The organism is Companilactobacillus zhongbaensis (assembly GCF_003946515.1).
GTDB lineage: Bacteria > Bacillota > Bacilli > Lactobacillales > Lactobacillaceae > Companilactobacillus > Companilactobacillus zhongbaensis.
This window is the reverse complement of record NZ_RHOM01000036.1, coordinates 1-20735: the sequence shown is the minus strand read 5'-3', so window position 1 is coordinate 20735 and position 20735 is coordinate 1. Positions and strand designations below refer to the sequence as shown.

Here is a 20735-nt window from a genome sequence, read left to right as displayed (position 1 = left end):
GTAAAATAGACATGGACATGAATACTCCTTTGTAATTGGTTTCGACGCCTTAATTATAATGATATGAGTAAGCTCATGTCTATTTTTATACAATAAAATCCCGGTATGCCGGGGTTATTTTGTTATATTCATCTTTCAACCTTTAGTTTGTTTAATAAAAATAGCCTTGATCAATTTCTGATCAAAGCTATTGTTTGTTTTTTTTATTCGTTTGTTTCGATCAAACCATACTTACCGTCATTACGCTTGTAAACAATGCTTGCACCGTTAGTTTCTGCATCCTCAAAAATGAAGAACTCATGTCCGAGCATTTCCATTTGTAATACAGCTTCTTCAGCATCCATTGGCTTCAATGACAAACGCTTTGTTCTAACGATTTCTGATTGATCCTCTTTAGCATCGTCAGCAGGAATATCGTCAAGTGGAATGTCCTTGATACCTGGTTGTTCACGGTCTTTACGGTTGACCTTTGTCTTAAACTTTCTAATTTGTCTTTCGAGTTTGTCGATGACTAAGTCCACTCCTGCGTACATATCATCGTTCATTTCCTCAGCTCTTAATGTGATATATGGTAGTGGAATTGTAACTTCGACTTTAGTTCCTTTTGATGGATAAATTTTCAAATTTACATGAGCAATAGGATTACTATTAGGACTGAAATATTTTTCCATTTTTGAAACTTTCTTCTCTACATAATCACGAATTGCAGGTGTTACCTCGACATTTTCGCCACGTACGTTAATTGTTAACATAAAAATCTCTCCTTCCGGTGTTTCGGAATAACTAAGAGCCAAGAATAACTCTTCACATTGATTATATAATTCTATAGACAAACTGGCAACGTTTTCACTAACGAGTTAATGAAAAAGTATAAATTTCTTGAAAACCCTTGTCATAAAGCAATTGGCGTGCATGCAATAACGTGCGCCCTGTCGTGTATATATCATCGACAATTAAAATTTGCATATCTTGATCTTTTTTCCGAAAATCGGCACGGATCTTGAAAGTCTGCGGCGTCTGCATTCGCTCCTGTTTATTCTTTTGTGCCTGGGGTTTATCGGCATCTACTTTTTCAAAAACAGCAGTTAAATCAAAGACCTGCTTGTACAGTTCATAAACTGGGTCAAAACCACGCTTCAAAAAATGGCTCTGACTACTGGGAATATACGTCACAAGATCATATTTGACTAGCTTCGACCATCGCTTGATCTCAGCTTGAAAAAGCTGCGCTAATAAAGCATCACCATATCGTTTATATCTTTTAAAATAATCATGTATAAATTGATTATACTCATAAATTGCAAAATGTTGATTAAAAATTTTATATTTATTTTGCCAGATCACGCAATCTAGGCACAAATCAGCACTTCCCAACTTAAAGCAATTGGGACAATGTTCCTTATCTGGTAAGGTTATTAACTGATTTTGACAGTATGAACATAAAGACGAACTGTCAATATTTCGCCAAAAAAATATTTCTGATAAATTTAAATTTTTACAAATTGACTGCCCACAATTTAAACAATTATTCATTTAGCATAGGCCTGCCTATTCACAGATTTGATTTCCTGACAAACTAAATGGAGTTTTCGGGAATAAAACTGATAAAACAAGTGAACTTCATCATTTGGATGGTCCTTATCACGTCCCGCACGACCGGCAATCTGGATCAAAGCCGTCTTTGAAAACTCATCAGCATCGGCATCAATGACGATCACCTTGATCTTGGGGAAAGTCACCCCACGTTCCAAAATAGTCGTCGTCAAAATTATTTGTGCCTCTTGTTGGCGAAACTGCTGGACCTTATCGATCCGTTCATCATCTTTCGAACTGACCGAAACCATCGAAACCTTTGGAAAAAACTTTTTTAAAGCAGCTTCACATTCCAGCATATCTGGTATCCTTGGAAAAAAGATCATCAGTCGTTCGCCAGCCTTGATAGCATTGGTGATCATGTATCTGATCCGCGGGTTGACCTTCAAAAAATAACTTGATTTTAATAACAAATGACATTTAGGCTCCGGCAATGGATGACCATGAAATCTGCGATAAAGCTTAGAAAGCTGAACTTGACCCTGTTTGACCTCATCCAACAGTTCCACCGGTGGAGTCGCCGACAAGTAAAAAATGCTCCCTGACGTTTTTTTAGCTTTCATGATTGCTCGGTGCAGCATCTTATCGCCAGCCAAAGGAAAAGAATCAACCTCATCAATGATCAAAACATCAAAGGCCTCTTCAAATCTGATCAACTGATGGACGGTAGCAATCATTATTTGAGCGGGAAAATATTTTTGATCATTTTTTCCGTGGAACAATCCAATACTAGTGTTAGCAAAAGCTCGTTGGATCCTTGGAAAAAGTTCAATACAAACATCGATCCGTGGCGAGCACAAGGCAACTCGTTGGCCATGGTCAATAATTTGTTTCAACAAGGGAAAAATAATTTCCGTCTTACCTGCCCCAGTCACCGCCCAGATCAAATGATCTCGCTGATTAGAATATGAAGTCAAAACTTCCTGGCAAACAAGTTTTTGCTGATCAGTTAACTGACCTTGCCAAGTCATCGGCTGATCGGGAGGAAAATTTAATTCAGAACTAGAAACAAGAATCTCATCCTTCACCAACAATTTGCCAAAATTGATACAATTTCGACAATAAGGCTCGATCGTCTGAAATTCACTCACCAAAATTTCACTAAAACAACGGCGGCAGTACAATCGATTCTCCTTTTTAAAAGTAGCAGGAAAAATCTTCCCACCCCGTTCTAACAATTGACTTATCTGCTGCGGTGTTAGTAATCTAGTATTAGTGATTCTACCACCTAAATATTCATTTATATTATCCATAAAATAAATTACGCAAGAAAAGAGGCAAATTTTTGGAAAATTACAAAACTATCGCCACAAATGATAGTTACTTAAAAGAAATCAAAAAATCAAAATTCATCGTCCATCTAGCTCAAACCAACTCAGAAAAAGAAGCTAACGAATTCATAGAAAAAATCCGCGAACAAGAATCATCAGCCACACACAACTGCTTCGCCTTCATAGTTCAAGAAAAAGTCTTAGTCGAAAGAATGTCAGACGACGGAGAACCAAGCGGAACAGCAGGCTCACCAATTCTAAACGTACTCCAACAACAAGAACTAAAAAACGTCACAGCAGTAGTAACCAGATACTTTGGTGGCATCAAACTAGGAGCTGGAGGATTGATCAGAGCATACTCATCGACCACAGCAGAGGGAATCAAAGAAATAGGCCTAGTAGAAAATCGCCAACAACAAGGCTACACCCTAAACATCCCGTATCACCTATACGACAAATTCGAAAACTACGCCAAAAACGAAAACCTGATCCTAGAAAACAAGCAATTCTCGACAGACGTAAGCGTAGAAGTCTACTTCGACCTAGAAACCGAAGAACAAGAAAAACAAAAAATAAAAGACAACTTCCAAAATCAAATCCAGTTCAAAGAAACCACCAAAGAATTCAAGCAAGTTAAGATCGAGGCACACTAAAAAACAGAGAGTGGAGGCGCACGGTCAGCTGCTGAAAGCACAGAGAGCGCAGCGAGGTCGATCAGCTGCTGAGGATTAACGCGTGTAGTCGCACAAGGTGCTGCGAAGCAGTGCCGCGACTACATGTGTTAACCGGAGGCCGCTGTGCGCCGGAACTCGTTTCCACTATAAAAAGGGCAACGTTTGGTAACAAAACAAAAAAGCGAAACCACTGCGAGAGTGCGAGAATCGAGCACGCGAGCCAGAAAAAAGGTCCTAAATAAAATGCCCTTAACCATGCCCTTAAGAACTTCGGAACTTGGGAACTTAAGAACTTAATATCTTACCAACCAAAGTAGAAACTGAGATAGACCGAAAAAACCAGGACGCGCCAAAACCGCCAACTTAACCAAAAAAACTCGGTCCCCACCCCACAGAGAGGGATATTATTACAATCTAGACGGAGGGGCCCGGAGTCGGCAGTGAACCACCACCCAACCTACCACCACCATCCACAAAAACAATCAAAAAAAAACGAAGCACTGATAAAATCCAGTACTTCGTTTTTTAATACACTATTTTTTCTCCAACCGCTTAATAAACTTCTGAATAGAATGCAACAACGGCTGACGATTGTCTCCCATCAACCCAATAGACTCAACAAACAACTCGAGCCCGATCAACAAAGCAACAGCCAGCAACAAACTACCCCAGAAATTAGACAATGGCAACAGCAATGAAATAAAAGCAAACACCAAAGCCAATCCATAAATAACTAAAACAGTTTGACGATGCGACAAACCTAATTGCATCAATCGATGATGCAAATGATGCTTATCAGCTTGTGTGATCGGTTTTTTATTCAAGAAACGGCGTAACATTGCATAAACGGTATCGGTGATAGGAACTCCTAAGATGACCACTGGGATCAGCATCGTTACGAATGTAACATTTTTTAAACCTTTCAATGAGAACACGGCGATCATGAAGCCAATGAACAATGCTCCGGTATCACCCAAGAAGATACTTGCCGGATGGAAGTTGTGTGGTAAAAAGCCGACCAGTGAAGCGACCATGGCAAAAATCCAAATTGATACGTACACGTTTGAGAAGTTTAAGAAGAAGTATCCGACAACTCCCATGGTGAATAAGGCGATGATCGAAACACCGGTAGCTAGACCATCGAGTCCATCGATCAAGTTGACGGCATTGGTGATCGCTAGGATCCAAATTATGGTGATTGGGAAAGACCACCAACCGAGTTGGAAAGTGCCAAGAAATGGGATAACAATCTCATTCATCCGAATACCGGCCAAGAAATAGATCACCAGCGATGCGGCAAAAATACCACCCATCTTAGCTTTGGGTGACAGCTCACGGATATCATCGATAATACCCGTCAAGATAATTATCACTTCGGCCAAAAAGACACTGAACAGTTCGTGACTTGGGAATTGATTTCTCAACAAAACGAATGTCGAGAAGGTAAAGGCAATAAAAATTGCCAAACCTCCCATGGTTGGCATTGGTTTCTTATTTACTCGCCGGGCATTAGGATTATCCACGGCCCCTAAAATATAGGCAAGTTTGATGACGAAGGGAGTTATTATGGCTGAAATAATCATTGTCATAAATAACTTCACGATCACGCTAAACATACTCGACATTTCTCCAAAACCTACTTTCCAATAATAATATCGATTATACCAATACCATAGACTAATACCAAAAAAATCTATAAAAAAAAGATAGTGACATCACTATCTCCCATAAAAAACCTATTTAGCTAATTCGACTTTGCGAACTTCACGGACAACAGTAACTTTAATGTGTCCTGGATATTCAAGATTCTCTTCAATTTCGTTTTTAATATCACGAGAAAGAATTGCTGCTTGATCATCTGAGATCTCTTCAGGTTTGACCATGACACGGATCTCGTGTCCTGCTTGTATAGCATAACAATGATCAACGCCCTCATGCTTATTAGCAATTTCTTCAAGTTTTTCTAAACGGTGAATGTAGTTTTCCATCGACTCTGATCTAGCACCAGGTCTAGCAGCTGAAATAGCATCGGCTGCAGCGACGATCGTGGCGATCATTGAGGTTGGTTCGACATCACCGTGATGCGAAGCTATTGTATTAACAACAACTTCTGGTTCTTTGTACTTCGTGGCTATATCCACACCTATTTCTACGTGTGAGCCATCTACTTCACGATCAATAGATTTACCTATATCGTGTAATAACCCTGCTCGTTTTGCTAAAGTAACATCTTCACCCAATTCACCAGCCATTACAGCGGATAACTTGGCTACTTCAATTGAGTGACTCAAAACATTTTGACCATAACTAGTACGATATTGCATACGTCCAATAATTTTAATTAAATCAGGATTGATCGAGCTGATCCCTAAACTATAAATAGTCTGTTCTCCGAGCTCGCGAATATGGTCGTCCATCTCTTTACGAGCTTTGTCGACCATTTCTTCGATACGGGCTGGATGGATCCGGCCGTCTTCAATCAATTTCTCAAGTGCCATCCGAGCGATCTCTCTTCTAATCGGATCATAAGCACTCAAAGCGACAGCTTCAGGAGTATCATCGATAATCAAATCGACCCCTGTCAACGCTTCGATAGTTCTAATATTACGTCCTTCACGACCAATAATACGACCCTTCATATCTTCGTTAGGTAATGTGACAGTCGTAACGGTCGTTTCAGAAACCGTGTCAGCGGCACTGCGCTGAATAGCAGCAACAATCAAAGCTTTAGCATCTTTATCGGCATATTGACGTGCCAGTTCGTTGCTTTCTTTGATCATTGTTGCTCGTTCATGAGTTAACTTCTCATTTAGTTCATTTAAAATTATTTGACGTGCTTCGTCTCTAGTCAAGTTACTTACTCTTGTTAATTCCGCTTTTTGTTCATCAAGAGTATTAGTCAATTGTTTATCTTTTTCATCAAGTTCTTTTTCTTTAGCTTGAATATTATTCTCATTCTTCTCGATATTTGTCTCACGTTTCTCAAGTGATTGATCTTTACGATCCAAAATATCTTGACGTTCGAGATTACGATCTTCCTGTTTCTTAACGTCACGACGACGTTCATTCAGTTCGCTTTCTTGTTTCTCACGATATTGGTGAGCTTCATCTTTAGCTTCAAGAAGGGCTTCCTTCTTCAAAGATTTAGCTGACTTCTTCGCATCAGAAATAATATCTTCAGCTGTTTGTTTAGCTTGTGAAAGTTTCTTCTCATAAGAGTCTTTGCAGAGAGCATATCCGAAAAAGGCTCCTACGATCAATGTTATTAAGGCAAAAAAGAGGGTTATGATAGCATTCGGCATGCCATCACCTCCACTTATTAACTTGTTTGATCTGTTTGTAAAATCTTAAAATATACAAAACTTTTACATACAACTTTATATTATAGAATAAAATCCGTCTGTCAACAAAAGAATCTGCAAAAAAAAGAAGCCCGAATTAGGCTTCTTCGTCTTTATTGCCGTCTGTGTCGGCATTTTCAGCGTCATTATTATTTTCGTCTTCCGCTTTATCTTTGTCGGCTTGACCGTCCATGTTGTAGGCAGCACGAACTTTAGCCATAATTTCATCCATTTTCTCTGGATTTTCTGCAAGGAAGGTCTTGGCATTCTCACGTCCTTGACCGATCCGCTCATCTTCGTATGAGTACCAAGAACCAGCTTTATTGACGATGTCCTTATCAACAGCCATATCGACTAATTCACCAGTCTTAGAGATACCCTTACCGTACATGATATCAACGATAGCCACTTTAAATGGAGGAGCTACCTTGTTCTTAACGACTTTGATCTTAGTCTTATTACCGATAACATCGCTTCCGTCTTTGATCTGTTCTGAACGACGAACTTCCAGTCTGATAGTTGAGTAGAATTTCAAAGCTCTACCACCAGGTGTAGTTTCAGGGTTACCAAACATGATACCGACTTTTTCACGGATCTGGTTGATAAATAAGGCGATAGTCTTAGTCTTATTGATCGATCCGGAAAGTTTACGTAAAGCTTGTGACATTAAACGGGCTTGCAAACCAACGTGTGAGTCACCCATGTCACCTTCGATTTCAGCACGTGGAACTAAGGCAGCAACTGAGTCGACAACGACAATGTCGACAGCGCCACTGGATACCAAAGCATCCGCGATCTCAAGTCCTTGTTCACCTGTGTCTGGTTGTGAAAGAAGCAAATCATCGATGTTTACTCCCAAAGCTGTAGCATAGGCAGGATCCATGGCATTTTCAGCATCGATATATGCTGCAGTTCCACCTTGCTTTTGTACCTCAGCAACGGCATGCAAGGCTACTGTTGTTTTACCAGAACTTTCAGGTCCATAAATTTCTACGATACGTCCGCGTGGGAATCCACCCACACCGAGGGCGTTATCTAACGCTAATGACCCAGATGAGACTGTTTGAATTTGCGTATTCAAATCGTCTCCCATCCGCATGATTGCTCCCTTACCAAAGTCTTTCTCGATCTTCTTTAGAGCAACGTCTAACGCTTTTTGACGTTCATCTTTTGCCAAATTGTCTTCCTCCTAATGCTTTATCAATTTAAATAGTATTAGTATTTGACCAAAAAAGCAAGAAAAAAGCAAACATTTGTTCGCTTTTTTCTTTATGCAACTTCACGAACGAGTACAAGGGCAGAAATAACGGCCTTTCGACGAACTGCGTTGCGGCTTCCATCAAAGTGAAATTCCTTCACGTCGACAGAATTTTTAAATTTGTCATACACTCCAATGAAAACAGTCCCGACTGGACTGTTTTCGAGTGGATCTGGTCCGGCTACACCTGTGATACCAACTCCTAAGTCTTTACCAAGCATCACAGCGGTCGACTCAGCCATTTGTTGAGCAACGGGGGCACTTACTACTGTATGAACTTTAATGACCTTAGAAGGAATATGAAGCATCTTCTCCTTCATTTCATCGGAGTATGTCACGTAACCACCTTCAAATACACTCGAAGCATGAGGAATACTTGCAACTGTTGCTTGAAAAAGACCAGCCGTCAAACTTTCGGCAGCGGTGATGGTCTTTTGGTCTTCTAAAAGCTTAGCAACGACCTCTTCAGGGATCTGTGCGTATTTTTCAGGTATACCATTTTCAAAATTTGCCGTTTCGATTTGTTCACGAAAATTCTCAAAAATTTCTTTTTCCATTGTTCTCACTTCTAAATTACGTTTTATTTTGTAAAAATCTTTCTACTTTGATAGAAATAATCCCATCCTGAATACAATGTGAAGAATAAGCAGATGTATAGGAATATTTCACCGATTGGGAAATTAATAGCTGAGAAGAAAATGTTGTGCATCAATAAGAAAATGATGGCGAGCATTTGCGTAGTAGTTTTGATCTTACCAGGCATTTGAGCAGCCATGACTTTGCCACCTTGTTCAAGGACGATCGTTCTCAAACCAGTAACAGCCAACTCACGACAAAGAATCAAGGCAACGACCCAAGCTGGAGCCATCTTTAATTCTACTAAAAATACAAAGGCTGTTAAGGTAAGCATCTTGTCGGCCAAAGTATCGGCAAACTTACCAAAATTAGTAACTATATGATTCTTCCTAGCAATTTTACCATCCGCTAAGTCAGTAAGTGAAGCCACGATGAAGACGATAGTTGCAACGACGTGATTAACGGGGATCAAGTCATTCATCACATAAATGTCTCCCCAACTCTCCCAGCTGAAAGCTAATAAAATAATAAATACTGGGATCAAAATAATTCTGAACATAGTTAACTTATTTGGTAAATTCCATTCCATTGTTAGATTCCTCCGTATTAAAAAAGTAATTCCTCGGTTAGCCGAAAAATAGCGCCGACTTACTAGATAAATCAGGCGCAATTTTTTAAGCTAAAAACTTATTCAATATTGAATGTTAGTGTCCTTACAATTGAAGAACTGTTGCTAGTATTACCTAGATCAACGTCTTTACCAGCAATCAATACCTTAGTTTTAGAAATATCACCAGTGTGAATTTCTAATTTCTTAGTAGTTGCTGGAACACTAGTCGTCTTGTCAGAGCCAGAAGTAATAGCTTGTTGCCAGCTCATAGTTGAGTCCTCAGTAAATGAAACCCAAGCTTGGCCGCCTTCTGCTGAAACAACTACGTCGAAAGCTTTGTTGGCAGGTAAATTCTTAACAGTGTAAGTACCCTCAGTACTACTTTCCTTGACACTGACTTCATCATCTGTCTTAGATTCTTTCTTCTTAGTTGTATCCTTCTTTGGCTTCGAATCAGACTTCTTCGTTGTCGTTTGACTTGAAGTGTCCTTTGGAATCGTCACTTGTGAAGAATTCTTGCTACGGTTGACCATACCAAAGACGATCACTCCGATGATAACGATGACTACGATACCGACGATAATTTGTGGAATGTAGTTGCGCATCTTGGAGAAAAAGCCATCCGATTTACTGTCGACCGCTCTCTTTTGAGTGCTTGAAGATTCTTCAGCGACATCATGTGGTTGTGAATCAGGGATCTCAGCCTTGTATTCTTCAAGCAATTCATTACTGTCAAGATCAACAGCCTCACAGTATTGCTTAATAAATGCACGGACATAAAAATCACCAGGAAGATGATCAAATTGACCTTCTTCGATCGCAATCAAATATCTCTTTTGAATCTTAGTGACTTGTTGCAAGTCATCAATTGTATAACCCTTCTTTATACGGGCGTTTCTTAACTTTTCGCCAATTTCGTCCATTTCATACCACCATTAACTAATTTTTATAAGTATACCATATCATATTTATTACCGGCGACATTACAAAAGCCAACCACCAGCAAAATAAATTGTTTGTCCCGTCAAATAGTTCGATTTGATTTGAACTAAGTACGCAACTAGGTCGGCGATCTCCGTTGAACTCGCCAAGCGATCAGCGGGTATCTCCTCTTTGACCTTCTCTAATTCTTCACTAGAAAATTCATTATTCATTTTCGTATCGACTGCACCAGGTGCAACTACGTTGACAGAAATGCCTAAAGAAGCCACTTCTTTGGCGTATGCATCAGCAAACGAAGACATTGCACCTTTGACGGTACTATAGACAACTTCCATGGCTGAACCGATCTTACCGTAGATCGAACCAATAAAGACGATCCGACCGTGATGCTTTTGAGCTAGCTTATCTTGAAGCTCCTTCAAAATAAGGATCGGTTGCTTAATGTGGATCTGCCACAACGAATCTAATTCGCGCTCATCCATGTCGACCAATAATTTGTAGTAAGTATTCCCTTGGGCAAAAATGATTGCATCTAGACCAAAAATTTGTGAGACTAATTTTTCAACGTGGTCTTTTTCCATGTCATATTGCACCGGAATAAAATCTTGGTGAGGATATTTTTGGGTCAATTCCTCGTATAAGTCTTGGATCCGGGCTTTATTTTTATTGTAGTGGAGATAAAGTGACCAGCCTTTTTCAGCTAAATTCTTAGCTGTGGCAGCACCAATATCACCTGAACTTCCCATGATCAATGCGTCCATTTTATTTTCCATCCGCAATCAAATTATAATAAGTAAATTTATTCTCTTTAAAAATTTCTTTTGAAGCTGCTAAAACTTCATCTAACGTGATCGAATTTAGCAGTTGGATCAATTGTAAATAATCAACATCGTAAAATTGCAATTCAGCAATTTGGTTGGCGATCGCATCGGGTGAATTTTGTGCAAACAAGTATGCCCCGATCGCGTCACGACGGATCCGCTCGAATTTCTCTTCAGTCAAAACATCTTTCAAATCATTGTTCAAAAAATAATCCTGCAAATGTTTTTGGAATTCATCCGGTTTATTCGTTGATCCACTAACAATGATAAAACAATAGTCATTTTCTGCAACAACATTATAAGAAAAACTATCATCAATTATATTTTTATTTGTCATCGATTGATAATTGGTTGATGATTCACCGATCAATGTTTCCATGATCATATTTAAAATGTACTGATATTTAACCAGTTCATAACCGGTCAATTTCGTATCGATACGAATCCCAAAGGCTGCTCGACTTTGACTGATCTTCATTGATTCTTGACCACCTGGTCCGATCGGCAAAAAGTCGTTCGGTTTGATCTCAGTTTCTTGATCCATCTTTTCAAATGGAGAATCCTCCACGATCGAAACTACGCGATCAAAATCGACATCCCCAACGATGACTAGATCCATGTTGTTAGGACGATAGCCATTTTGATAAGTCGAAAGCAAATTGTCCTTGTTGATTTTTTGGAGAGATTCACTGCTTCCGGCAATGTCGGCAGCAATCGGGTCATTGGGATACAGCTGGCTCAAGATACGTTGCTCGAGGACCCATTCGGGCATATCCAAATACATTTGGATCTCTTGATTGATAATGCCTCTTTCTGAATTGACGTTTTCCTCAGTGAAATAAGGATGTTGGAATAAATCTAATAAAATCTTCAAGTTATCATAGGGGTTTTCCAAAGTTTGGAACAAATAAGCTGTCTTGGTATAACTCGTGTAGGCGTTAGAATTAGCACCTGTCTTAGCAAATTTTTCTGAGACATCGTAGCCTGGTTTAGCGAATAATTTGTGTTCGATAAAATGGGCGATCCCAGCTGGTAAAAACTTGCCTTGACCTAAATTAGTGTCAACGGAGCCAAAATTAGCCATGGCTACTGTGTAAGTTTGTTTATATCCCGGTAATGGTACGGCCGTGATCTTGAATCCGTTAGGTAAATCTTTAATATATTTTTGAAGTTTGTTTGCCATTCTACTCTCCAATCAGTTTGTAATCGGCAATTAAGTGTAAATTGTTGGCCACAGCGATAATGTGCTTACGGTCTAACTTGTCTAGTTCTGCTTTATAAGCTTCTTCTGACAACATTGCTTTAGGGTAAACTGACTCCCAAATACTGCGCATGATGTAGTGTTGGATATTATCAGAACTAATTTGACGACGTGTGAATAAAACTTTTTTGGCGTGTTCGATCTGCTCGTCGGTAAATTTACCAGAACGCATGAAATCTAATTGCACTTCGATCAAATCCATCGCTTGCTTGATCGTTTTGGCATCCAATCCAGCGGTGATCGTCAACAGATGATTGTTAGGCGAATAGCTGCTAGAAACGGAATAAGCTAAGCTATTTTTCTCTCTGACTTGTAAAAACAATTGTGACTGATCATCGCCACCTAAGATCAAGTTCATCGCCTGTGGTGCTAGATGACTGAATTCTTTATCGATCTTCTCAACATAATAACCGATAGCTAGTCGACTTTGATTAACTTCTTTCTTATCTTGTCCGTGAGCAGGATCGGCGATCAATTTGTCGAACTTTTCAAACTTGATCGATAAATCATTACGTTTTTGCTTTAATAGACGAGCGGAAAATTTGTCCTTAACTAAATTGGCAAATTTTTCAGGGTCGACATTTCCGACCACATTGATCAAAACAAAGTCATTTGCGATAGCATCGTGATAATAGTCTAACAATTGAGCATTAGTTAAGTCCCTTAATTGGTCTTCATTACCAAAAATCGGGATCAATTTATTAGGCTCATCTTGATGGATCAACTTGGACAATTCTAACATGCTGACTAGATCTTGATTGTCTTGAACAGCTTGCAAGTTCGACATCATATTGCGTTTTTCAACGTTGAAAGCTGTCGAATCGAACTCAGTATCACTGGCCAAGTTAGGTTCAAAAATGATATCTCCAAGCAAATCTAAATTATTTTCCACTTGATCAGTATCACCGATCAAAAAACTAGGATCAGCGAATTCCACACTGAAGCCTAAGTCATTGAAATTTAACAACGAACGTGTGTAGGCATTGACCTCAGCACCGTATAGTTCCATTTCACGATCATTGATAGCTTTGAAACTAGGATATTTTTTGGTTGAATTGCTCAAAACATTGGCTAGCAAACGTCTTTTGGTCGACTCGTCTTTGTTGATAGGTCGCAAAAAATTGATTTGTATCTTGATGGTTCGAAACTGCGTCAATGGTTTGACATTTAATACGACATTTTTAGCTAAAACTTCTCTCAATTTTCCACCTGTTTTTTCCGTATAGTTTCTAATTGTTCTGGAGTCAATAAGACTTTTCTCGGCTTACTGCCTTCAGGAGGACCGACAATCCCCTTTTCTTCCATTTGGTCAACGATCCGTGCAGCACGGTTGTAGCCTATGGCAAATCTTCTTTGTAACATTGAGACACTAGCAGATTGTTGTTGAACAATCAAATCGACTGCATCATCCCAATATTCATCATTTGGTTTTTCTCCATCACCCTTGCCGTCTTCTTCAGAGACGTCAGTTGGGATCATATCTTGGTCGTATTCAGCTTGTTGTTGCGAGCTGACAAAGTTAACGACATTTTCCACTTCTTCTTCAGAAATGTAAGCACCTTGAAGTCTAACAGGCTTACTCTTTCCGATCGGTTGAAAGAGCATGTCACCACGTCCGAGTAATTTTTCCGCACCGACGGCGTCTAAAATAGTTCTCGAGTCGACACCACTCGAAACAGCGAAGGCAATTCTAGATGGAATGTTGGCTTTGATCAAGCCAGTAATAACATCGACAGATGGACGTTGTGTGGCGATGATAATGTGTAACCCTGCAGCACGAGCCATTTGGGCTAGTCGAACGATGGCTGCTTCAACTTCGTGTCCTGCGACCATCATTAAGTCAGACAACTCATCAACGATCACGACGATGAATGGCAAGCGTTCCATCTTGTCCTCGTCAGAAGCAGTCTTGTTGAATTCATCGACTTCATCATTGTATTCACCAATGTTTCGGTGGTTAGTCTCAGCAAATAACTTGTAGCGACGTTCCATCTCAGTAACGGCTTTTTGCAAAGCTCCGGCTGCCCTTCTGGCATCTGTAACTACTGGGATCAACAAGTGTGGGATCCCGTTGTAAACATTCAACTCAACCATCTTTGGATCGATCAAGATCAATTTCACTTCGTTTGGTTTAGCCTTCATCAAAATACCAGTGATGATAGTATTGATAGCAACAGACTTACCACTACCAGTCGATCCAGCAATTAGTAAATGGGGCATCTTCGTAATATCAGCTTCGATAATGTTACCCGAAACATCTTTTCCTAGTGGGACGACTAATGGTGACTTGTCATCTTTTTGATGTTCCGTGATGTCTCTAAAGGAAACTGAAGAGACTGTCTTATTTGGAACTTCGATCCCGACAAAGGACTTACCGGGGATCGGAGCTTCAATACGAATATCCTTGGCAGCTAAGGCTAAAGCTAAGTCATCAGCCAAGTTGACGATCTTGCTTACCTTGACACCGATGGCAGGTTGGACTTCATATTTCGTAATAGTTGGTCCCAAGCTAGCTTTTTTAACATCGACATCAACGCCAAAACTCTTGAAGGTCCGTTTTAATTTATCTTTGTTTTCATCGATCAGTTGCACTTCACCGCTTTGATCCACTTGCGGAACTTGCTTCAACAAGTCAGCCGAAGGCAACTCATAATCATCATCGGAGATGTTGTGATGCTCACTAGCTGAACGTGGCGTTGGTAGATCTTTATCCGTAGCTCCGTCGATACCGTAAGGTTTTGACATGATTTGAGCCGTACCGGTAGATGCCTCCGGTGTCGGATCAGGTGTTGGCGACGTTTGACTATTTGGCAAGTCGATCGTAAAGCCAGTGTCCTCGTCACGTTTTGGTTCTGCTTCTGGCTCAGACTTTTTCTTGTCATGAGCAAAGGAATTAACGTCTTGATATTTGGAATCCTCGCGTTCGATTTTTTTCTCGCGACGAGTTTTCTTGGGTTTTTCTGGATCATTTTTATTTTCAACGTAATCTTCGTACTTGCCTGAAAAGGCATCCTTAACGTTGAGCAAACCACTCTTAACTAGTTTCAAAAAACCTTTCATGGCTTCTGATACTTGTTGCATTGATACGTTGAAGAGCATCAAAATTCCGATAAAAACCAATAATCCAGCGACCAGATTCGTACCCCAATTTGAAAATAATGGCATAAAAAGACTGTATAAATATGAACCGATCATTCCCCCACCAACTGAATGGTCGACACTGGAGTTAGCCATGTCAGCGCTGATGGTATTCCAAGTTACTAAATTATAATTATGATAAAGATCAAGTTTCGAAAACATGATCTTATGTAAGACCACTAGCACACCCAGGTAAGTGAACAAAAAGCCAAAATTGCGCTTAGGACTCATCTTAGGCAATTGTCCGGTAGCAATCAAAAATGCTCCGGCGAAAATACTGATCAAGAGTAAAAATTGATAACTATCACCGACAAAAATCCGGTATAAGTTATCGTAAAATTTACCGACGATCCCCAGTTTGAATAAACCTAAAATGGAAAAAACGATCAATGCTAAACCAATCAAAGATTTAGCTAAGCGAACATTATCGACACTATTTTTCTTGGTGTTTTTACGTGGACTCTTTTTAGGCGTCGTTGCCGACTTTCTTCTAGCCATAAATACCTCACTCTATACTATTCATCTTAAAAAATTATACAGTTTCTTGACACAAAAAAAGCGCATTTCTGCGTTTTTTTAATCTTTCTTATTCTTATCTTCACGTAGCTTTTTGACGGTTTCATTAGGTTCGACCGAGTCTTGAGCGGAGAAGTTTAAGGAAACACCTTTATTCAAAGTTACGGCAGTAACTTGATAAGTTAACGTTTCGATGTATTCAACGACCTCACGTGAGATCTGTTGAACTTCTTTATCTTTAAGATCTTCAGGATCACCGTGAAAATCAAGTAGTTGCATGACTTGACCGATCAAGCCGGATACTGAAAATGGTGCACCTTGAGGATGGATCTCAAAGGGAATGACTACTTGGAAAATCTTTCCTTCTGATTCATCTAAAGGCTTGCCGTTCTCATCTTTAATATCAGGATGGTCGAGTGAGATCTGCAAATCTTGTTTGACCTCATCTTGAGGATTAGCGATGTCGTAATGAAATGATTGAACTGAAACTGGTCCTTTTCTCGTTTTCATTGTTAAAACGCTCCTAGTCTAATTTATCGTGTTCATAATGGTGCGTTAATTCAAGGCCAGCAAAATGTTGTTGTCTGACGGCCTCATAGATCACTAAAGCACAAGTATTAGCTAAATTCAAAGCTCGAATATTGTCGCTCATTGGGATACGTAAACATTTGTCAGGATTCTCACGCATGAACTTCTCTGGCAAACCAGTCGTCTCCTTACCGAACAAGAAATAATGGTCGAGTGAAGTATCGCTAAAGTCTTGATCGCTGTAAATCTTATTTGAGAATTTTGTGATCAAGTACAAATATTGATCGTCAGGGATACTATTTAAAAAATCATCCAAATCATCATGATAAGTAATATCCACCTTGTCCCAATAGTCCAAACCAGCACGCTTCATGTGTGCATCGTCGGTACTAAAACCTAGGGGCCTGATCAAATGTAATTTAGTATTAGTTCCCGCACAAGTACGGGCAATGTTACCTGTATTTGCAGGCATTAGTGGCTCAAAAAGTGCAATGTGATTTGTCATGTTTTTCTCCTTAAAATAAAAAAACGCATCCCCTCGGTGAAGACCACAGCAAGGGCGTGCGTTATTAAACTCATCTGATTACATGCTTTTATCAAAATCATCTTCTGATAAAAACACGTAACGAAAAAGTCTAGAACTATTATATGCTATAGATTTCGCCCATTCAATAGATTTATGAATTATTTGTTGTCTTTTTTTGAACTTTTTATATCTTGACTAATTGGTGTAGGGACAGGATTCTGCTTGTCATCTGCATTACCCTCGTCAATTTCTTCATCGGTATACCACGAAGAATTTCGTTTGAACCAATTAAAAATCCGAGTACAAATTATCTTCAAAATGGCAAAAATAGGAATACCAGCGATCATTCCGATCAAACCATACATTCCTGCAGAAACTAACAAGACCAAAATCGTCGTCACTGGATGCATCGACATCTTGTTTCCCACGATGATCGGTGAAATGACACGAGTTTCAATAGTCTGCTCTACTAAGAAGACAATGATAACTTTTAAAACCATCGATGGTGCGATAAACGCTGCGATCACTAGTGATGGCAATAAAGCTAACGTTGATCCAACATACGGGATCAAGTTCAAAATTCCGGCAACGATACCTAAGACTAAGGCGTAACGCTGACCGATGATCAAGTAACCCACGAAGAACATCACGGCTACCCAAAAGGCCACCGTCAATTGGCCAGTAATGTATGAACTAAGTGATGAGCTGATTTCAGAAAGCAGATCACTAGTCGACTTTTTCAAGCGGTCTGGTACGAATCTGATGACCGATTGCTTGAATTTCTTATCGTCTTTGAGCATGAAGAACAAGATGAAAGGTGCGGTCAATAAAATCATAACGACGTTAGTAACGACACTGAAAACCGAGCCGATGTTACTGAAAGTTTGTGGCACGATCGAATCCATCGACTTTTCAAAACTCTTACTAATATTCTTATCCATATCAGCTAATCGTTCCTGAATTGCGTGCATCTTCGGATCTGAGAACAAGTGCTGTATGCCTTTATTGAGCGAATCCCAATAATTAGGCCAGTTCTTGATCAAAGAATCGATCTGACTTTGGATCAACGGGATCAATGACATGATCCCCCAGACGATCAAGGCAGCAATTATTATGAAAACGACCGAGATCGACAAGATCCGATTGACGTGAAAACGTCTTTCGAGAACATTGATCAACGGATTGATCAAATAATAAAGTATCAAAGCTAAAATAACAGGTGGCATCACGATTCCAAGAATTTGGCCGACCGGTTGGAAAACGAAACTTACCTTGGAAAATAGAAAAATAATCAAAAATACAATTAAAATATTTATCAATAAAACTGTCGCTTGGTTATTTAAAAACCACCGATAAAACCAACTTTTTTCTTTTCTCGAATCTTTCATGGATAGCCCCCATATAATTATTTGGCATTTACCAGTATACTGTATAGTATACATGTTTGGAGGTAATTTGATGTTAGAAAATGTCTTATTAAGTGGCTATACGAGAAAAACTGGTAAAGGTGTTTATCGTTCCCAACTTGATACGGAAACTGGCGAATTAAAAGAACCAAAATTATACCTAGAATTAAAGGATCCAACTTATTTAGATGTAACCAATGACCTAAAGATGGTCGCTCTAGCAAAAAGCGAAAATGGTGGTGGTATCGTCTTATACGATATTTCTGATGACGAGCCAAAACTATTAGATGAGGATCTTTCGGAAGAAAACTCTCCTTCGTACGTCAAATTGGACCAAAGCAACAACTTAGTTTTCAGTGCTTATTTTCATTTGAGTCAAGTGACTATCCACAAGATCACTGATGACAACAAGCTAAAATTACTCTCAACGATCCACTTTGAAGGAACTGGTCCCCGTCCTGAACAAGATCAATCAAAGCCTCACTACAGTGCGCTAACTCCTGACGGAAAATTGATCATTTGTGATTACGGAACTGACCGGATCTACTTGTACGACATTTCAGATCCAAGTGATCCTAAGATGTTGACGGAATACATTGCCCCAGCTGGCTATGCTCCCCGTCATCTCGTCTTCCACCCTAGCAAGCCTTATATTTATGTAGCTTGTGAGCTTTCTTCAAACGTCCTCGTCTTGAAATATGACAGTGAAAACTCCTCTTTCAATTTAGTCGATGAAGCCTCTGCTGCTAAAGACGAACAAAAGAACACGACGGCTGCAATCAGGATCACTAAAGATGCTAAATTTTTATACGTATCGACTCGTGGTGCCGATACGATCGCAACATTTGCTATCGAACCAAACGGCGACCGCCTCAAATCCTTAGGAACGACTAAGGTCAAAGGCAAAGGTCCACGTGACTTCCAGATCGACCCATCTGAAAAATACGTGCTAGTTGCGAACCAAGATTCAGACAATTTAACATTATTCAAACGCAATCCTAACAAAGGAATCTTAACAATTATTCAAGATAATATTGGCATTCCTGAGTGCGTATGTGTACACTTTATCTAGTTTTAAATAATTTAGGAGAATTTGAACATGCTCATTGAGATTATAAAAACCATCATCCTCGGCATTGTCGAAGGATTTACGGAATTCCTACCGATCAGTTCAACCGGTCACTTATACTTGGCCAACGAATTCGTTAAGCTGAACGAATCAAAAGCTTTTATTGATATGTTCATGGTAGTTATCCAATTTGGGGCTATTTTGGCGGTTATCTTAATTTATTTCAATAAGTTAAACCCGTTTTCACCCAAAAAATCGAAAAAAGAAAAGAGTCAAACTTGGCAAATTTGGTTCAAAGTTATCGTCGCCATCATTCCAGCTGCGGTGATCGGTTTACCATTGAATGACTGGATGGAACAAAACTTAACTAGCTGGCAAGTTATTTCCGCTACGTTATTGATCTACGGTATTTTATTCATCGTCGTAGAAAATTATTTCAAGGGCAAACAAGCTAAGGTCAACGACTTGAACGACCTTTCTTATATGACCGCTCTTGGGATCGGACTTTTCCAAGTTCTATCGTTAGTTCCTGGTACTTCACGTTCTGGTGCTACTATTCTTGGTGGTATCTCGATCGGAACATCACGATTCGTTGCAACCGAGTTTTCATTTTTCTTGGCTATTCCTACTATGTTTGGTGCTAGTCTTTTACGGATTTTTTCTTATTTCCATAAGGGGCTTGGCTTTACAGGAGACCAGGTTGTGATTTTGCTGGTTGGTGTTGTTGTTTCGTTTATTGTTGCTTATGCTTCTATTAAGTTCTTGCTTAATTATATTAAGAAGAATGATTTTAAGGCATTTGGATGGTATCGGATTATTTTAGCTCTTATTGTTATTGCTTATTTTGGGTTTATTAAGGGTTAGTTTTGTTTGAGAGATCTTTCTTTTTGGGAAGGTCTCTTTTTTTCTTGAGGTGAGAGAGTTTTTGGCGGACGTGGAGCGTTTTTTTTGGTTGGATGTTGGTGATTTTTGGTGGTTGGGATTTGTGTAGTAGTTTGGTTTGAGGTTCACTGCCGACTCCGGGGCCCGGGGATACAGCCGCTGGAACGCTGCCGGCTGAGCCATATTTTTCAACCGGACGATTTAAATATAATAATTTTTTAAGCAGCCATTCCTGACATTTCTCGCATTTCTGCAGGTGTTAATCCGTTATTTTTGGTTGTTCTTCTTTCTGTGTTGAAATATATGATGCCTTCCACGATCCA

The 20735-nt window shown here is 39.6% G+C and carries 19 protein-coding genes; 3 read left to right on the top strand and 16 right to left on the bottom strand.

Going from position 1 to position 20735, the window contains the following annotated elements:
• Positions 1–203: 203 nt before the first annotated feature.
• From hpf to EKM69_RS10835, 3 genes are all read right to left on the bottom strand, one after another.
• The gene (gene hpf, locus EKM69_RS10845; RefSeq protein ID WP_125710970.1) at positions 204–752 is read right to left on the bottom strand and encodes a ribosome hibernation-promoting factor, HPF/YfiA family; all 549 of its coding nucleotides are present in this window, start codon (positions 750–752) and stop codon (positions 204–206) included.
• Positions 753–849: 97 nt separating this feature from the next.
• Complete coding sequence (locus EKM69_RS10840) at positions 850–1344, bottom strand: ComF family protein (protein WP_225423884.1); 495 nt, start codon at positions 1342–1344, stop codon at positions 850–852.
• 185 nt (positions 1345–1529) lie between these two features.
• Complete coding sequence (locus EKM69_RS10835; RefSeq protein WP_125710966.1) at positions 1530–2846, bottom strand: DEAD/DEAH box helicase; 1317 nt, start codon at positions 2844–2846, stop codon at positions 1530–1532.
• Positions 2847–2878: 32 nt separating this feature from the next.
• Between EKM69_RS10835 and EKM69_RS10830 the strand changes: the two genes are divergently transcribed.
• Positions 2879–3517 carry a YigZ family protein gene (locus EKM69_RS10830; protein ID WP_125710964.1) on the top strand — a complete coding sequence of 213 codons (639 nt, stop codon included), beginning with the start codon at positions 2879–2881 and terminating at the stop codon, positions 3515–3517.
• Positions 3518–4071: 554 nt separating this feature from the next.
• Here EKM69_RS10830 and EKM69_RS10825 read toward each other — a convergent pair.
• From EKM69_RS10825 to EKM69_RS10765, 13 genes are all read right to left on the bottom strand, one after another.
• Positions 4072–5154: a glycosyltransferase family 4 protein gene (locus tag EKM69_RS10825; protein WP_125710974.1), complete on the bottom strand. Its 1083-nt coding sequence runs from the start codon at positions 5152–5154 to the stop codon at positions 4072–4074.
• Positions 5155–5274: 120 nt separating this feature from the next.
• On the bottom strand, positions 5275–6840 hold the full coding sequence (gene rny / locus EKM69_RS10820) for a ribonuclease Y (RefSeq protein ID WP_125710962.1): 1566 nt from the start codon (positions 6838–6840) through the stop codon (positions 5275–5277).
• Positions 6841–6976: 136 nt separating this feature from the next.
• Entirely contained in the window at positions 6977–8056 is a 1080-nt protein-coding gene (gene recA, locus EKM69_RS10815) for a recombinase RecA (protein WP_125710960.1), read from the bottom strand.
• 92 nt (positions 8057–8148) lie between these two features.
• On the bottom strand, positions 8149–8694 hold the full coding sequence (locus EKM69_RS10810; RefSeq protein WP_125710958.1) for a CinA family protein: 546 nt from the start codon (positions 8692–8694) through the stop codon (positions 8149–8151).
• Between the two features lie 23 nt (positions 8695–8717).
• The gene (gene pgsA, locus EKM69_RS10805) at positions 8718–9302 is read right to left on the bottom strand and encodes a CDP-diacylglycerol--glycerol-3-phosphate 3-phosphatidyltransferase (protein WP_125710956.1); all 585 of its coding nucleotides are present in this window, start codon (positions 9300–9302) and stop codon (positions 8718–8720) included.
• A gap of 98 nt (positions 9303–9400) precedes the next feature.
• Positions 9401–10246: a helix-turn-helix domain-containing protein gene (locus EKM69_RS10800; protein WP_125710954.1), complete on the bottom strand. Its 846-nt coding sequence runs from the start codon at positions 10244–10246 to the stop codon at positions 9401–9403.
• A gap of 60 nt (positions 10247–10306) precedes the next feature.
• Positions 10307–11026, bottom strand: coding sequence for an elongation factor P 5-aminopentanone reductase (ymfI, locus tag EKM69_RS10795; protein WP_125710972.1), 720 nt, complete (start codon positions 11024–11026; stop codon positions 10307–10309).
• 1 nt (position 11027) lies between these two features.
• Positions 11028–12269 (bottom strand): EF-P 5-aminopentanol modification-associated protein YfmH, encoded by a 1242-nt coding sequence (gene yfmH / locus EKM69_RS10790; RefSeq protein ID WP_125710952.1) that lies wholly within the window; start codon positions 12267–12269, stop codon positions 11028–11030.
• A 1-nt stretch (position 12270) separates the two neighbouring features.
• Positions 12271–13548 (bottom strand): EF-P 5-aminopentanol modification-associated protein YfmF, encoded by a 1278-nt coding sequence (gene yfmF / locus EKM69_RS10785; protein ID WP_125710950.1) that lies wholly within the window; start codon positions 13546–13548, stop codon positions 12271–12273.
• Positions 13545–15983 carry a DNA translocase FtsK gene (locus EKM69_RS10780; protein ID WP_125710948.1) on the bottom strand — a complete coding sequence of 813 codons (2439 nt, stop codon included), beginning with the start codon at positions 15981–15983 and terminating at the stop codon, positions 13545–13547. Before EKM69_RS10780 ends, yfmF begins: the two co-directional genes overlap by 4 nt.
• 78 nt (positions 15984–16061) lie before the next feature.
• The gene (locus EKM69_RS10775) at positions 16062–16511 is read right to left on the bottom strand and encodes a DUF1149 family protein (protein ID WP_125710946.1); all 450 of its coding nucleotides are present in this window, start codon (positions 16509–16511) and stop codon (positions 16062–16064) included.
• A 13-nt stretch (positions 16512–16524) separates the two neighbouring features.
• A complete protein-coding gene (trmL, locus tag EKM69_RS10770; RefSeq protein WP_125710944.1) occupies positions 16525–17034 on the bottom strand; it encodes a tRNA (uridine(34)/cytosine(34)/5-carboxymethylaminomethyluridine(34)-2'-O)-methyltransferase TrmL in 510 nt (169 codons plus the stop codon).
• A 179-nt stretch (positions 17035–17213) separates the two neighbouring features.
• A complete protein-coding gene (locus EKM69_RS10765) occupies positions 17214–18350 on the bottom strand; it encodes an AI-2E family transporter (RefSeq protein ID WP_225423883.1) in 1137 nt (378 codons plus the stop codon).
• 163 nt (positions 18351–18513) lie between these two features.
• Between EKM69_RS10765 and EKM69_RS10760 the strand changes: the two genes are divergently transcribed.
• Both EKM69_RS10760 and EKM69_RS10755 read left to right on the top strand, forming a co-directional pair.
• Positions 18514–19533: a lactonase family protein gene (locus EKM69_RS10760; RefSeq protein ID WP_125710940.1), complete on the top strand. Its 1020-nt coding sequence runs from the start codon at positions 18514–18516 to the stop codon at positions 19531–19533.
• Positions 19534–19560: 27 nt separating this feature from the next.
• On the top strand, positions 19561–20394 hold the full coding sequence (locus EKM69_RS10755; protein ID WP_125710938.1) for an undecaprenyl-diphosphate phosphatase: 834 nt from the start codon (positions 19561–19563) through the stop codon (positions 20392–20394).
• Positions 20395–20735 lie beyond the last annotated feature (341 nt).

Excerpts from the sequence above, each read along its gene's own strand:
- hpf (WP_125710970.1), bottom strand. The coding sequence starts at position 752 with ATGTTAACAATTAACGTACGTGGCGAAAATGTCGAGGTAACACCTGCA.
- EKM69_RS10835 (WP_125710966.1), bottom strand. The coding sequence starts at position 2,846 with ATGGATAATATAAATGAATATTTAGGTGGTAGAATCACTAATACTAGA.
- EKM69_RS10825 (WP_125710974.1), bottom strand. The coding sequence starts at position 5,154 with ATGTTTAGCGTGATCGTGAAGTTATTTATGACAATGATTATTTCAGCC.
- rny (WP_125710962.1), bottom strand. The coding sequence starts at position 6,840 with ATGCCGAATGCTATCATAACCCTCTTTTTTGCCTTAATAACATTGATC.
- EKM69_RS10810 (WP_125710958.1), bottom strand. The coding sequence starts at position 8,694 with ATGGAAAAAGAAATTTTTGAGAATTTTCGTGAACAAATCGAAACGGCA.
- pgsA (WP_125710956.1), bottom strand. The coding sequence starts at position 9,302 with ATGGAATGGAATTTACCAAATAAGTTAACTATGTTCAGAATTATTTTG.
- EKM69_RS10800 (WP_125710954.1), bottom strand. The coding sequence starts at position 10,246 with ATGGACGAAATTGGCGAAAAGTTAAGAAACGCCCGTATAAAGAAGGGT.
- ymfI (WP_125710972.1), bottom strand. The coding sequence starts at position 11,026 with ATGGACGCATTGATCATGGGAAGTTCAGGTGATATTGGTGCTGCCACA.
- yfmH (WP_125710952.1), bottom strand. The coding sequence starts at position 12,269 with ATGGCAAACAAACTTCAAAAATATATTAAAGATTTACCTAACGGATTC.
- EKM69_RS10780 (WP_125710948.1), bottom strand. The coding sequence starts at position 15,983 with ATGGCTAGAAGAAAGTCGGCAACGACGCCTAAAAAGAGTCCACGTAAA.
- EKM69_RS10775 (WP_125710946.1), bottom strand. The coding sequence starts at position 16,511 with ATGAAAACGAGAAAAGGACCAGTTTCAGTTCAATCATTTCATTACGAC.
- trmL (WP_125710944.1), bottom strand. The coding sequence starts at position 17,034 with ATGACAAATCACATTGCACTTTTTGAGCCACTAATGCCTGCAAATACA.
- EKM69_RS10760 (WP_125710940.1), top strand. The coding sequence starts at position 18,514 with ATGTTAGAAAATGTCTTATTAAGTGGCTATACGAGAAAAACTGGTAAA.
- EKM69_RS10755 (WP_125710938.1), top strand. The coding sequence starts at position 19,561 with ATGCTCATTGAGATTATAAAAACCATCATCCTCGGCATTGTCGAAGGA.